Genomic DNA, 12,535 nt, shown 5'->3' on the forward strand with positions numbered 1-12,535 from the left:
TTTTTAACTAAAAATGGTGGTTTAAATATAAAATCACCATTTTTATAGAGACATAAAAGTAGTGACAGTTTCTTTTTTGGAGAACGCTTTAGATAAGCTACCATTTATAATGGCACGGTAGTCATCCATATCAGAAATAGCCAGAGCTAGTTTATGAACATCATTTAAAGGAACTAAATATCTCTCTATATCAGAGGTGATGATCTCAGCCGGCCCAGACGGACAATCCACGCTGATCACCGGGGTGTGGCAGATAAGTGCTTCAATAAGCACTGTTGGCAATCCTTCAGCATCGGATGTCAGGATGAGCGCCTGAGCTGCTTTGATATAGGGGTAGGGGTTCTTCTGAAAATCGATGATCTTCACCTTGCTGGCAAGGTTCATCTCCTCGATCATGGCTTCAATGTGAGGACGCAGCTCCCCTTTGCCCATCAGGACGAGTGGCGTATCAACGCCACTTAGCTGATATGCCTGCAAGAGACGATCGTGGCGTTTTCGTTCTTCGAAGGTGCCAACATGGATAAAATACTTGTCGAATGGCTTGCTGAAAGGCTCATTGGCCAACGCCTGAATTTTCTCGATATCAAACGGATTGTAGATAACCTGACACGATTTGGGAGTAGCTTTTACATTTTGCAAAATGTCGTCCGCGATGCCACGAGATACGCAGATCAGTTTCTTGCCATTATAGAAGCGCTTGAATTTTTCATATCCTTTGGCATTGTCTTTGGCAAAACCGGTGACATTGCCGTGGATCCAGTAATAGATATTCAGTGTATCAGGCAGGTGTCTGGTAATTTTATCACATGAGCATGAGATGATGACGTCAGGTGAAATCTCTTTGATTCTTTTCAGGATCAGCGACGCTTGTATTTTTTCAACCGCAATATTGGATATGGCTTTGGTCAGTTTTGTGACAATGCCAAGATCGATAGGATGAATATTGTCGGGCAATGTATGGTCTATTTTTTCCCGCAAGGTAAACAAAGTTACATCTGCACCGGCATCTTTTAGCAATGATGCGGTATTGAGCAAAACCTTTTCCGCACCACCACCATACAAGTCTTCAACAATGAATAAAAACTTTTTAACTGGTGGGGTCATAACTGCTCCGCGGGTCTCATAACTGACTGGTAAATCTACTAAAAATGTGAATCGTAAACGAGCAAAATCAGGTGGCAACTGTTAAAGTCGTTAGCAATTTTTTCAATAGGTGTGGATCAATGATTGGTCTTAGTGGGCGCTACCATAACGCATTATTCGCGGCCTGTATATTTGCCGGGCTGCTGCTTTCCTGGCTGTTTTCCGATCACCAACTCCTCACCGGCGATCAGACCCAGATGCTCTATAAGGGTTATCTTGGAGCTTATGAGGGGGTCTGGCTCAGCTATGGCAATGCGGCGAGTGCGGTGGGCAATGTGCCGGGGAGCTTGTCGGCCTGGCTGATTGGCGGGCCGCTGCTGCTGTGGGATTCTCCCTATGCCCCCATGGTGTTGCTGCTGGCGATGCGGTTGGTCGGATTCCTGTTGTTTGATGCGGTGATCCGTCAGGTGTTTGATGACAGGGTGCGTCTGCTGTTTCTGGTGCTCTGCTGGCTCAATCCCTGGTTCCAGTACGAGAGTCTGCTCTACAACCCCTCCTATCTGTTCCTCTTCTCGGCCATGCACTGCTGGTCTGCCTGGCATATGCGCGAGCGGGCCTCCTTCTGGCACATGATTGTTCACCTGCTGGCCATCGGCATGGCGATGCAGTTGCACTACTCCTGGCCGCTGCTGGCGGTAATGTCCACCTATCTGTTCTGGCGCCGCATTCTCAAGGTGAGCTGGAGCGGGGTGGTGGTGGCTACCCTGCTGACCGGTGCCTCCCTGATCCCTTACGCAATGGAAGTGATGAGCAACAGCCATATCACCCAGAACGTCGATCCCGAGGCGCGCCAGCGCTATATCGGCTGGGGGCTGGTGCATGTCTATCCGGTGCTGAAATCAGTGCTCTACTGGCTGCGTTACGGCTCCTGGCTGTTTGCCAGCAAGCTGGTCAACGACACCCAGTTCATCTGGCTGGCTGGGCACGAATACCTGCAGATGGCGGCAGTCTGGCTGTGGCGGGTGGTGATCTACGGGGTAGGCTCGGCGACCGTATTGCTGGCGGCCAAGGCCAACTGGCAGCTGTGGCGCGAACTCAAGCCGCGTCTGCTGCGCAGCGACCGCGCGCCTGTGGATGGCGAGAGCTGGCTCGGTCTCTATGCGCTGGCGGCGGTGCTGGCGGTGCTGGTGAGTGCGGCGCTCTCGCCCATCATCTTCAACTACTGGCACCTGATGCTGATCTTCCCCTACGCCCTGTTCCCGATCCTGCTTTTGTTGGTGCGCTGGAGCCGTCGTCATCCGCAGTGGGTTGGCAAGGGGTTGCTGGCAGCCACCCTGTTCTGCACCGCGGTCAACCTGATTGCGGCGTGCGATAGCACCAAGTTCTCCTATCAGGCGGACTACAAAACCCAGGTGCTGGAGTATCTGCAAGAGATGAAGCTGCAACCCAAGCAGTGAGTCATCCACGGCCAGCCCCCCCCGAACTCGGTGGGCTGGCTGTCACTATTCTAAACGGTCCATATGGGCGAAGTTTTTGGCTTCGGCAACCCAACCCTCACGCCCCTGCTTGTCCCGAACTTTTACCCACCACCGGTTCTGCGGTGACCGGCCGTATCTGATCTCTTTGCGCGCATAGTCATAATCGAGGATGTAGGTTTTGCCCTTGTACCAGAACAGGCTATTGCCTTCGCCCAGTTCGCCGAGGATATAAAGCGTTTCCCCTGCCTTCATATTCAACAGTGGCCCTTTTCCCTCCTTGCTATAGCCCAGCTTGACCGATCTGAGTATTTCGACGATCCCCGGGTGTTCGGTAATGACAACCCCGGTCAGCCCTTCCACCTGCTGGCCGCGAGGTAGCCGGAACAGCGCTTTGGCCGTCAGGGATGGCTCGGCTCTGACAATCACCTCTTGCTTGGTGGTCCATGTCTTATAGGTGCAACCTTCAAACGGGCAGCGACCCCAGTCGTAATAGGGCAGGCGCGGCTTTTCATCAGAACTTACAGTCGCAGCAAACAACGACAACAACAGCAAAAACAGTCTCATGAATCTACCTGTCCGGCGGGGCGCTCATCCGCCGGTTTGATGAGTGGGCCCGCACTATATCTCAAGAGACCAAAATCCATCAAAGCAGCGGAAGTATTGATTTTCACTTCAATAAAACGGGGCCCATTGGTCATGGGAGTAGGTGGCGCAAGAGGTCGAAGCGCGGCGGGAGCGGATAGCCCGCCCCTTTGCCTTGTGCCATGCTGATGGCTATCAGGGTATCGGGTCGGCACCTATGGGCATCTCTCGTTCGGGTATGCGTTTGTTATTACTGCTATCGGCACTTCTTCTCCCTCTTATGACCATCAGCCAGGCCGTGGCGATCAACGCGCCACTGCGGGGGTGCGTCTTTCAGCTGGCGCCGCTGGTCACCATCGATCAGCAGGGCGAGGTCTCCGGGCCGGTGATCGACTACTTTCGCCGTCATATCGAACCCGCGATCGGGCGCACCATCGAGTGGCAGGGGCTCAATGTGGCGCGGCTGCTCAGCAACCTCGAGAGCGGCGAGTGCGATCTGACCCCGCTGCTGAGTTACAGTCCCGAGCGTGCTAGTCATTTCCGCTATATCGACCCCCACCTGTTGCTGCTGCGACCAGTGCTGGTGGTACTGGTGCCATCGCGACTTCACTCGGTCGAACGGCAGGAAGATCTCTTCGGCACCACCATCGGCTGGTCGAGTCAGGCGATCGTGCCGCCGCTCTTGCAGCATCCACAGATCCATATCGACACCCTCTCCCAGCTCAGCTGGGAGCATGGCAACATGCAGAAGCTGCTGCGCGGGCGCATCGATGCCGCGCTCTTCTCCAACGATATTTCCGCCAACCATTTTCGCGCCAAGCTCCCTGCGGCGACCCGCCTCATCTACCTGCCGGTCACCCCGCTGCAGGTGCATATCGTGCTGAACAAGTCGTTGGGGGATGGCAATCCCGAACTGGTGCAGCGTATGCGTCAGATGGTGGAGCGGGTGCCGCTCGCCTCACTGGTGGAGCCAACCCCGCGGCTGTGGGGGCGTTGAGAGGGGGTTGCGTGCAATAATCTACAAGTCCAAGGCTCGCTTCTGGTGTATCTATAACCCATGAATACCACCGATTCCCTTATCCGCTACTGGCAATCCCCGCACCTGCCGGGGGTCGAGCTGTCACACTCCCACCACAGGGCGTTCAGCTACGGCCGCCATGTCCATCTCGACTACCATATCGGGCTGGTGCAGCGGGGTGGCCAGAAGTTTATCCACAAGGGGAACAGCCACCATCTGGTGCGCGGGGTGCTCTCTACCGTCAACCCGGATGAGGTGCACGACGGCCTCAGCCTGCTGCCGGAAGGGTATGAGGTACGGGTCTTCGCCATCGATCCCCAGCAGCTGGCGCTCTGGCTGCCGGAGCAGCCGGAACCCTTCTTCGACAAGGGATTACAGAGCCGCCCCGACCTCTATCAGGGCTTTGCCCAGCTGCACGGCTATCTCGACAACCCCAAGGCCGATGGCCTGCTGATCGAGAGCCAGCTGCTCGCCCTGCTGGGGGAGCTGCTGCATCTGCCCCCCGAGGTACACCAGCTGGCGGATCCCCAATTGCGATTCCTGCGCGACTACCTGATGGCCGCCCTCGACGAGCCCCACTCGCTGGAAGAGCTGGCGGGGCTGCTTGGGCTCGACCGTTTCGCCTTCCTGCGCCAGTTCAAGAAGCGCAGCGGCATGACCCCCTACGCCTGGCTGAAACGGCTGCGGCTGGAGCAGGGCAAGCGGCTGCTGGCGAGCGGGATGGCGGTGAGCGAGGTGGCGCTGGCGGTCGGCTTCTTCGATCAGAGTCACTTCCACCACGGCTTTCGCCAGGCATTCGGTCTGACACCTGCCGAATTTCGTGCCCAGATGCAATCTTTTACAAGCCGCGCCCCCCGCTGATCCGCCATGCTGGCTCTCCGTCGTTAAAGCGAGAGTTGTTATGCTGACCAGTCTGTTCGTTACCCTCGGCCTGATGCACCTGATTGCACTGGCCAGCCCCGGCCCCGATTTCGCCCTGATCCTGCGCACCAGCCTGCACCGGCCGACCGCTCTTGGCGCGGCGCTGGGCATCTCGCTGGCGATCATGGTGCACGCCACCCTGAGCCTGACCGGGATCAGCATGTTGATCGCCAGTCACCCGCTGCTGTTTATGGTGATCAAGTGCTGCGGCGCCCTCTATCTGGGCTGGTTGGGGTGGGGCGCCCTGATGGCGGCTCGCCAGCAGAGCAGTACCATGATGGCCAGCGCCGCCAACGAGCTGCGCGGCTGGGGTAGGGGCGTGCGCACTGGCCTTGCCACCAACCTGCTTAACCCCAAGGCGCTGGTGTTCTTTATCGGTCTGCTGGCCGCCATGGTGACGCCAGAGGTGGACGGGGTGACCCGCAGCCTGCTGGTGGGCGAGCTGTTCATCATCTCCCTCTGCTGGTTCGGGCTGCTGGCGTGGAGCCTCTCCACCGATCGCGCCCAGCGCCTGCTGCTGCGGGTGCAGCGGCCGCTCAATCTGGTGACCGGCGTGCTGTTTGCGGTGGTCAGCCTCTCCATTCTGGCAAGCATGGGGGCCGAGCTGGTGGCCTGACGGGTGGGCGCATGGGCCTATACTGCAACAAGGTTTACCTGTCAGGAGTACCCGGCCATGCGTCTACTGCCTCTTTGCTGGTTGTTGGGGATGACCCCGGCGCTGGCGGCCCCGGTTCAGCTCAAGTTGCTGGAGTGGGGCTATCTGCCAGCGGGTTATGAACAACAGTTTGCCGACTACGCCAAAGCCCATGGGGTGGAGGCAACGGTCAGCCGGATCGAGCCGCTGCTGACCGATTTCGACAGCGTCTACCGCGCCCTGCGCACCCGCAGCGCCGATGTGGTGCTGCCGACCAGCTACTTCTATAAGGCCCATCACCAGCCGCTGTTCAAGCTGCTGCTCCCCATCGATTTCAGCCGCCTGCAGCACTACCCCGAGGTGAAGCCCGCCCTCAAGAACACCGAGTATGACAAGCAGGGAGAGCGCAACTACTCGGTGCCCTTCTCCTACGCCATGTTCAGCCTCGCTTATGACAGCAAGCAGGTGCCGCAAGCGCCCACCAGTTGGCAGGTGCTCGCCAACAGCTCGCCGCCGGGCCAGTTTGCCGAGTTCTGCGACCAGTTCGAACCGCTGCTGTTCTCGGTGCTGCTCTCCCTTGGCAAGTCGCCCGCCCTGTTTGCCAGCGGCGAGATGCTGGCCGACAAGACCTTGCAGCAAGAGGTGGAGCAGCAGCTCTCGCAGCGGCTGCGAGCCAGTCGCGGCTTCTGGTTCAATCAGGCCAACCGCTGCGAGGATCTGCGCCAGCAGACCTTTGCCACCACCTGGGGGTTGGAGCTGGTGGAGTGCAACAAGCAGAACGATCAGCTGTGGCGGATCGCCATGGTGCAGGAGGGGGCCATCTATGCCCTCGATGCGATCTCCATCGCCCGTCATGTTGGCGATGATCCCGCACGGCTCAAGGCCGCCTACCTGCTGGTGGATTTTCTGCTGAGCGCGCCGCTGCAACGCCAGATGCTGGTGGGCACGCCCACCATCTCGGCCAGCAATATTGCCTCCCGGCCACCCCTCAGCCCGCAGGAGCAGGCGGTGCTGCCGGATCGCCCGCTGCCGGAGTTTGACGAGCGGCTGCTGGTGCCCGCGTTGCCCGCCCATATCAAGAATCGCTACAAACGGATGGTGCAGCAGGCGATCGTCGCCAGCGGCAAAGAGGGGCTGGTCAAGCAGTGCCCCTGGGATCCGATAACTGATGAATGAGCCTGCCGCTTCTTCGGCGGCAGGCAAGTGTGCGCAAGATGGCTGATGATCGGTCATCGCCCGTTCCAGGGCATTCCCCCGTTCAACTCACGCCGCTCGCGGGCTCGCATCGTTTGAAAAAACTGAGCGCTTTCCGCAGCCCCATTTAGCCGGATTAAACAACCGAACCCTCGCCAGATTGCCGTTCGTACCCTGGCTGACCCTGTACAAAAGTGCCTCAATTGTGACAACTTGGATGTGAGCTGAACAATCCTGATCTGTCCCTTGTGGGAAGGTGATGAATAGGTTATTTCTCTGTGACATTGGCGGCATCCGGCACGGGTTCTCCAGCCATGTGGTGCGAAATCCACAGCAAAAACAAACAGTAAAATGCAGGAGCAAATATGAAAAAGGTCGTGATGGTTGCCGTGGCTGCGGCCCTTCTGGGTGGCTGCGCCGTCAAGAATCAGGTATCCCACAGCTTGCAGGCGATCCCGCTGACAGCCTTCCAGCAGAGCGAGAGCAACCCCAATCAGCGCGTTTACAAGGAGCCGGGTGTTGACCTGCGCCAATACAATGAGGTGCTGCTCGATCCGTTGCAGTTTATCCGGCAGGAGAACGGTCAGTGGTATCTGCTGACCGCCAACGAACAGAACCAGATTGGCCGCTACTACCACGACAAGTTCCAGAGCGAGCTGATCAAGCAGGGCGTCAAGATTGCCGCCGCCCCCGGCCCGAAAGTGATGCGGATCCAGGCCGCCGTCACCAACTTCGACCTGACTCGCCCCGACCCCAAGCTGCGTGACCTGCTGCCGGCCAAGATCGCCATCAATGTCACCCGCGAAGTGATCGGCAAGGAGCCCTACCTGCTCAAGGTGGGCAGCATGGCCCAGCTGCTCGACTCCCAGAGTGGCAAGCTGCTGGTGCGGGTGATGGATGCCCGCGAGAGCACGGATACCACCCACAAGGATGAGCCCATCACCGCTGAGGAGATGGAGAAGATGATCGACCAGTGGGCGGCCAGCCGCGCCAAACAGCTGGCGGACAATCTGGGGCGCTGATCGATTGGTGCGTCCAAGCGGGGCGCAGCGGGAGCCTTTTGGGCTGCAATAATGGCAAGATGTTGATAAGGTGGTCATTTTGCAGGCAGGAGAAAATGATATGAAACGCGTGTTGTTACCCATCCTTGTTGCTGGCCTGTTGAGTGCCTGCAGCACCTCGTCACCCACGCCGGAGTGTGCACCGATGGCGGGTGGCTGGCAGAGTCAGCCGTTGCCCAATGCTGAAGGAGAGGCTGCGCTGGCCAGCGTGCTGGCTCGCATGAACACGGCCGCCAAACTGCAGAGCATCCGCGAGGTGCGCAGCCAGGTGGTCTCCGGGGTCAACTACGACATCGAGTTCCAGCTCGACAACGGAGAGGTGTGGAACACCCGTGTCTATCGGGATCTTGCCGGCAACTACCAGATGACCCGCACGGCTGCACAGGGCGAGCTTCCTCCCTTGCCTTGCGTCAAGGCCAAGTAATTCCTGCTTGTTGAGCCCCTCGTCAGAGGGGCTCATCTGACCAGAAAATTTCTGCTTTTCTCCCCGCATTCTGACAGTCAGGATGACCCTTCCCGTGACTGCATCCTCATGGAAAAGGAACCGCTATGAATCGCCACCCCTGCATCAAACACTGGCGCGAGCTGCAAGAGCAGACGCCGCGCTACTACTCCGGCAGTCAGGAGCCTCTTTCTCGCGGCTGTGCCCTCGGCAAGCACTTTGGCTTTAGCCGCATCGGCATTCACCACGAGATAGTCGAACCCGGCCATCGCACCAGCTGGCCCCATGCCGAAAAGACCGAGGATGAGTTCGTCCACGTGCTGGAAGGGACGCCGGATGTCTGGCTCGATGGCGTGCTCTATCGGCTGCAACCGGGAGATTCGGTCGGCTTCAAGGCCGGTGACGGGCTGGCCCACGCCTTTATCAACAACACCGAAGAGACTGTCCGGCTGCTCTGCATCGGCGATACCGATCGGGAGGACAACCGCATCCACTACGCCGTGCATCCCGAGCGCAATATCACCCTCGGCAAGCTGCACTGGGATGATGTGCCCGAGCGTGAGCTGGGGGATCACGACGGCCTGCCCGACAAGCTGCGCGAGAACAACGGCCCCTTCTAGGGCGCAGCTCTTCTGCGCACCAGCCCTGCACCACCCGATATAAAAAAGCCTGCCGCGTGGCAGGCTTTTGCTATCTGTTTGCCGCCTGTGGCGCGCAGCGCTTATTGCAGGCTGAGCCCACCCAGATAGTCGCGCTTGCCGAGATCGACCCCGGCGCGGCGCAGCAGGGCGTAGGCCATGGTGAGGTGGAAGTAGAAGTTGGGAATGCCGTACTCGTGGACGCAGGTATGGCCATCCATCCCCTTGCCGCCCGCCCAGTGGGGCACGTAACGGCCGCTGGCGTACTGGCTGTAGTCCGCCTCCAGCTTGCCTTGCAGATAGCTGATAGTCTTGCCGATATGGGCGCGCAGATCCGCCATGGTCTTGGGGTCATCCCCCATGGCTGGCAGTTCGCTGTGGCTGGCGGTGGCGACCACGGCGCGGGCCGAATCGCAGCAGATCAGCACCTGCTTGGACAGCGGCAACATATCGACGATCAGCCGCTCGCCGAAGAAGTTCTCCACGTTGAACTGTTTCGCCGCGGCGTGGGCCTCGGCCTTGGCCAGACAGTGATCCAGATTGGTCAGCATCTTGATGAACTGGGCGGTAATGTCGCGATTCATGAGCACTCTCCATCTTGTTGAAACAGCGGCCCGCGTGCGCGGCCACGGTGAATGAGACTGGCTAATCGGCCACCAATATACCCCAACCGCTGCCGGGTTCGAGCCCGCTACGATGAAAAGGGCAGGGCTGCGCTACTTCGCGCGACAACCGCTGGCCAAGGGGCCATGCTCGCTTTTTGAGCCTGCGAGTCCCTTATCGCCCCTTTTTTGATCTGTGACATAAATCACCTTTTTTCAGGGGCGTAGGCTGAATGCCGTTGTCCTGGACAGACGCCTGCGCATTCGCCAGGACACAAGAAAAGGAGAATGAGATGAAGATCTATGACCGTAACCGCAATGTGCTGAACCTGGGTCAGCGCGTGATGATTGCCGCCACTGGCGCAGTCGACTTTCTGAAAGAGGCCCACACCGACAATATGACCCCCTATCAGGCGGAGCATGAGAAGTGCGTGCTGCTGGCAAACTCCGGTGAGCGCTACGCCCCCATCGAGTTGATTAGACTAGGCTGATCCCTTTCCCTGTCACCCTACTCTTTACAATTCACCCGGCCGCCGCGCCCCATCTGGCGGCCGGGTTTCTGAGTTCCCCTCTTCATCCCACCAAATGCCGAAAAATTGAACCGGGTCACATCCCGCTCGATTTGAGAGATTGTCAGCCAGAGCAGGCTCATGCGAACCTTTAAATCCCGTTAACTCACTAAAAAATAACGACTATGTTCAGGCAAATAATGATGAGTGCCGCCCTGCTGTCGGCGGCGCTGCTTTCCGGTTGTGCTTCCGTACCCATGGCCGATGCCACCGCAGACGCGCAGGCCAAGCAGTTTGTGGCGCCCAAGGATGCGGCCAACCTCTATATCTATCGCAACGAGACCTTCGGTGCCGCCGTCAAAATGCCGCTGCTGGTGGATGGTATGGCGGTCGGCGATACCGTGGCCCACACCTACATCCTCAAGCAGGTGACACCGGGCAGCCACACCATCACCTCCAAGTCGGAGAACGATGCCACTCTGACCCTCAGTACCGAGGCGGGTAAAAACTACTACGTCTGGCAGGAGGTCAAGATGGGCCTGCTGATGGCCCGCTCCAAGCTGAGTCAGGTCAGTGAAGAGGAGGGCAAGCAAGGGGTGATGGAGAGCAAGTTGGTTAAGTGACCAGAGGCTTCCACCAAAAACAAGGCGTAGCTCCACCAGTTACGCCTTTGCCCGAAAGTGGGTGTTCCAGATTTCCTGTCCATGTAGGTTCGATTAGCGAAGCGTAATCGGACGATCGCGTAATCGAACATCCGCACCATCACAGCCCGCAAGCAGATCGACGTGAGGCAAGACTATGCTTGGCTTTTCGGTCTCGATGAGGGGAAAAGGATGGCCAATTGGCGGCGGGCATGGTGGCCCGGAGGAACCTGGTTCTTTACCGTCAACCTGCTGGAGCGGCGCAACAACCGGTTGCTGGTGGAGCAGATCGATTTGCTGCGTCAAAGCGTTACCAAGGTACAGCAGGCTCACCCCTTCGCCATTCACGCATGGGTGGTGTTGCCCGACTACCTCCACTGCATCCTCTCTTTGCCGGAAGGGGACACCGATTTCCCCCTGCGTTGGCGGCTGATCAAAAGCCACTTTTCCCGCGCCTTGCCGGTGAACGAGCGGCGCAGCCAGACCCGGTTACGCCACGGGGAGCGGGGCATTTGGCAACGCCATTATTGGGAACATCTGATCCGGGATGAGCAGGATTACCGCCGCCATATGGATTACGTCCATATCAACCCGCTCAAGCATGGTCATGTCACGCGGGTGGCTGATTGGCCGTATTCCACCTTCCATCGTTATGTGGCGAGTGGCGTCTATCCGCCGGATTGGTGCGGGTCGGTGGATGGGGCATCGGGGGGATTGGAATAAACCCCTAACAGGGTTGTTCTGTTGTAAGCGTTCGATTACGCGATCGTCCGATTACGCTTCGCTAATCGAACCTACTATCTATTCGAGACCATTGCTCTGGGATAAACTTGCTTTGATTATTTCATTTTAAACATAAAGTAGATATCACTTGGGGAATTAGATGGTTGTCAATTTTATACAGCGGTGTGTGACGACAATAAAAGGCATCATGCTTTTTTATCAAAGTCACAACATTGCAGTTTCAACAGTCAGCATTGTTACTTTTACATCATGCTGTTATTTCATAGTTACATCATACTTTTCTAATTTTGGTCTTGATTTCTTTATTTTTGGAAGTGTAGCTGATTTATATCAAGTGGCTTTGTATCATGGGGTAATTATAAAGCTAATATTACTCTCTCAATTCCTGATAATTATCCCTGTCACATTATATATATTTTTTACAACATCTGTTGAACTTGAAAAGTCGACAGACATCAAGACCAGCAATATATATCGCTATTCCAATGCTATTAAGAAGAAATTTTTCGCCAACGCGATAAGTCTAAGTGAGATATGGAAATGGTTTATGGTTGCAATTTTTCTCATCGGACTGTTGAGCTCCCCTGCATTTCTATTGTTACTATCGAAGTATAGTGCGGAGGATGTGAAAAATGGGCTTTCAGCAAGATACAGCATAGAGACAAATAAAAAATTGATTCCATGCCTCTCCGTGATTGGTGCAACATCAAGTTATGTTTTTATTTGGGATGACAAAACAAAAATGCCATCTGCACTGCCCAAGCCAGAAATAAAGACTATCAATCTTGTTGTTCCACCACCACCTAGTAATAGGGCCCCCTCTCCAAATGGGGACTATAAAAAGAAAGTTAAACTTCAACGAGAATTACAAGAGCAATGGTCATCCAAATTAGAAGAGACTTGCCATCAATCTGTAAAATGGCATGAATGGTAAAGTGTATTCACAATCCCGTAGGTTCGAATAGCGAAGCGCATTCGGACGATCGCG

At 56.7% G+C, this 12,535-nt stretch carries 15 protein-coding genes; 12 read left to right on the forward strand and 3 right to left on the reverse strand.

Features of this window, described 5'->3' with window-relative positions:
* Positions 1–42: 42 nt before the first annotated feature.
* The gene (locus ACTG27_RS17260; RefSeq protein WP_439980039.1) at positions 43–1,104 is read right to left on the reverse strand and encodes a glycosyltransferase; all 1,062 of its coding nucleotides are present in this window, start codon (positions 1,102–1,104) and stop codon (positions 43–45) included.
* Positions 1,105–1,340: 236 nt separating this feature from the next.
* Here ACTG27_RS17260 and ACTG27_RS17265 point away from each other — a divergent pair, with 236 nt between their 5' ends.
* Positions 1,341–2,540 carry a 3-deoxy-D-manno-octulosonic acid transferase gene (locus ACTG27_RS17265; RefSeq protein ID WP_439980535.1) on the forward strand — a complete coding sequence of 400 codons (1,200 nt, stop codon included), beginning with the start codon at positions 1,341–1,343 and terminating at the stop codon, positions 2,538–2,540.
* A 45-nt stretch (positions 2,541–2,585) separates the two neighbouring features.
* Here ACTG27_RS17265 and ACTG27_RS17270 read toward each other — a convergent pair whose 3' ends face one another.
* Positions 2,586–3,125: a hypothetical protein gene (locus ACTG27_RS17270; protein WP_439980040.1), complete on the reverse strand. Its 540-nt coding sequence runs from the start codon at positions 3,123–3,125 to the stop codon at positions 2,586–2,588.
* A 298-nt stretch (positions 3,126–3,423) separates the two neighbouring features.
* Here ACTG27_RS17270 and ACTG27_RS17275 point away from each other — a divergent pair, with 298 nt between their 5' ends.
* From ACTG27_RS17275 to ACTG27_RS17305, 7 genes are all read left to right on the forward strand, one after another.
* Positions 3,424–4,140 (forward strand): substrate-binding periplasmic protein, encoded by a 717-nt coding sequence (locus ACTG27_RS17275; protein WP_439980041.1) that lies wholly within the window; start codon positions 3,424–3,426, stop codon positions 4,138–4,140.
* 60 nt (positions 4,141–4,200) lie between these two features.
* Complete coding sequence (locus ACTG27_RS17280; protein ID WP_201948423.1) at positions 4,201–5,022, forward strand: helix-turn-helix transcriptional regulator; 822 nt, start codon at positions 4,201–4,203, stop codon at positions 5,020–5,022.
* A 40-nt stretch (positions 5,023–5,062) separates the two neighbouring features.
* Complete coding sequence (locus ACTG27_RS17285) at positions 5,063–5,698, forward strand: LysE family translocator (RefSeq protein ID WP_439980042.1); 636 nt, start codon at positions 5,063–5,065, stop codon at positions 5,696–5,698.
* A gap of 57 nt (positions 5,699–5,755) precedes the next feature.
* Positions 5,756–6,892: an ABC transporter substrate-binding protein gene (locus ACTG27_RS17290; RefSeq protein ID WP_439980043.1), complete on the forward strand. Its 1,137-nt coding sequence runs from the start codon at positions 5,756–5,758 to the stop codon at positions 6,890–6,892.
* Between the two features lie 383 nt (positions 6,893–7,275).
* Positions 7,276–7,932 (forward strand): DUF3313 domain-containing protein, encoded by a 657-nt coding sequence (locus ACTG27_RS17295; RefSeq protein WP_439980044.1) that lies wholly within the window; start codon positions 7,276–7,278, stop codon positions 7,930–7,932.
* Positions 7,933–8,032: 100 nt separating this feature from the next.
* On the forward strand, positions 8,033–8,395 hold the full coding sequence (locus ACTG27_RS17300) for a cystatin domain-containing protein (protein WP_026034886.1): 363 nt from the start codon (positions 8,033–8,035) through the stop codon (positions 8,393–8,395).
* Positions 8,396–8,520: 125 nt separating this feature from the next.
* Positions 8,521–9,033, forward strand: coding sequence for a cupin domain-containing protein (locus tag ACTG27_RS17305; protein ID WP_202003580.1), 513 nt, complete (start codon positions 8,521–8,523; stop codon positions 9,031–9,033).
* Positions 9,034–9,134: 101 nt separating this feature from the next.
* Here ACTG27_RS17305 and ACTG27_RS17310 read toward each other — a convergent pair whose 3' ends face one another.
* Positions 9,135–9,635, reverse strand: a complete 501-nt coding sequence (locus ACTG27_RS17310; RefSeq protein WP_439980046.1) for a DUF1993 domain-containing protein — start codon at positions 9,633–9,635, stop codon at positions 9,135–9,137.
* A gap of 311 nt (positions 9,636–9,946) precedes the next feature.
* On the opposite strand from ACTG27_RS17310, the gene ydfZ reads away from it, so the two are divergent.
* The 4 genes from ydfZ (at position 9,947) to ACTG27_RS17330 (ending at position 12,481) form a co-directional block, all read left to right on the forward strand.
* Positions 9,947–10,144, forward strand: coding sequence for a putative selenium delivery protein YdfZ (ydfZ, locus tag ACTG27_RS17315; RefSeq protein ID WP_005342516.1), 198 nt, complete (start codon positions 9,947–9,949; stop codon positions 10,142–10,144).
* Between the two features lie 203 nt (positions 10,145–10,347).
* Complete coding sequence (locus ACTG27_RS17320; RefSeq protein ID WP_017788673.1) at positions 10,348–10,785, forward strand: DUF2846 domain-containing protein; 438 nt, start codon at positions 10,348–10,350, stop codon at positions 10,783–10,785.
* 210 nt (positions 10,786–10,995) lie between these two features.
* Positions 10,996–11,526 (forward strand): REP-associated tyrosine transposase, encoded by a 531-nt coding sequence (locus tag ACTG27_RS17325; RefSeq protein ID WP_323893231.1) that lies wholly within the window; start codon positions 10,996–10,998, stop codon positions 11,524–11,526.
* Positions 11,527–11,686: 160 nt separating this feature from the next.
* Positions 11,687–12,481, forward strand: a complete 795-nt coding sequence (locus ACTG27_RS17330; RefSeq protein WP_416033445.1) for a hypothetical protein — start codon at positions 11,687–11,689, stop codon at positions 12,479–12,481.
* Positions 12,482–12,535: the final 54 nt, after the last annotated feature.

This window comes from Aeromonas sp. 97A, from assembly GCF_051919185.1.
GTDB lineage: Bacteria > Pseudomonadota > Gammaproteobacteria > Enterobacterales > Aeromonadaceae > Aeromonas > Aeromonas veronii.

Bases quoted from the DNA above. Each gene is read 5' to 3' on its own strand.
- ACTG27_RS17260 (WP_439980039.1), bottom strand. From the start codon at position 1,104: ATGACCCCACCAGTTAAAAAGTTTTTATTCATTGTTGAAGACTTGTAT.
- ACTG27_RS17265 (WP_439980535.1), top strand. From the start codon at position 1,341: ATGCTCTATAAGGGTTATCTTGGAGCTTATGAGGGGGTCTGGCTCAGC.
- ACTG27_RS17270 (WP_439980040.1), bottom strand. From the start codon at position 3,125: ATGAGACTGTTTTTGCTGTTGTTGTCGTTGTTTGCTGCGACTGTAAGT.
- ACTG27_RS17275 (WP_439980041.1), top strand. From the start codon at position 3,424: ATGACCATCAGCCAGGCCGTGGCGATCAACGCGCCACTGCGGGGGTGC.
- ACTG27_RS17280 (WP_201948423.1), top strand. From the start codon at position 4,201: ATGAATACCACCGATTCCCTTATCCGCTACTGGCAATCCCCGCACCTG.
- ACTG27_RS17285 (WP_439980042.1), top strand. From the start codon at position 5,063: ATGCTGACCAGTCTGTTCGTTACCCTCGGCCTGATGCACCTGATTGCA.
- ACTG27_RS17290 (WP_439980043.1), top strand. From the start codon at position 5,756: ATGCGTCTACTGCCTCTTTGCTGGTTGTTGGGGATGACCCCGGCGCTG.
- ACTG27_RS17295 (WP_439980044.1), top strand. From the start codon at position 7,276: ATGAAAAAGGTCGTGATGGTTGCCGTGGCTGCGGCCCTTCTGGGTGGC.
- ACTG27_RS17300 (WP_026034886.1), top strand. From the start codon at position 8,033: ATGAAACGCGTGTTGTTACCCATCCTTGTTGCTGGCCTGTTGAGTGCC.
- ACTG27_RS17305 (WP_202003580.1), top strand. From the start codon at position 8,521: ATGAATCGCCACCCCTGCATCAAACACTGGCGCGAGCTGCAAGAGCAG.
- ACTG27_RS17310 (WP_439980046.1), bottom strand. From the start codon at position 9,635: ATGAATCGCGACATTACCGCCCAGTTCATCAAGATGCTGACCAATCTG.
- ydfZ (WP_005342516.1), top strand. From the start codon at position 9,947: ATGAAGATCTATGACCGTAACCGCAATGTGCTGAACCTGGGTCAGCGC.
- ACTG27_RS17320 (WP_017788673.1), top strand. From the start codon at position 10,348: ATGTTCAGGCAAATAATGATGAGTGCCGCCCTGCTGTCGGCGGCGCTG.
- ACTG27_RS17325 (WP_323893231.1), top strand. From the start codon at position 10,996: ATGGCCAATTGGCGGCGGGCATGGTGGCCCGGAGGAACCTGGTTCTTT.
- ACTG27_RS17330 (WP_416033445.1), top strand. From the start codon at position 11,687: ATGGTTGTCAATTTTATACAGCGGTGTGTGACGACAATAAAAGGCATC.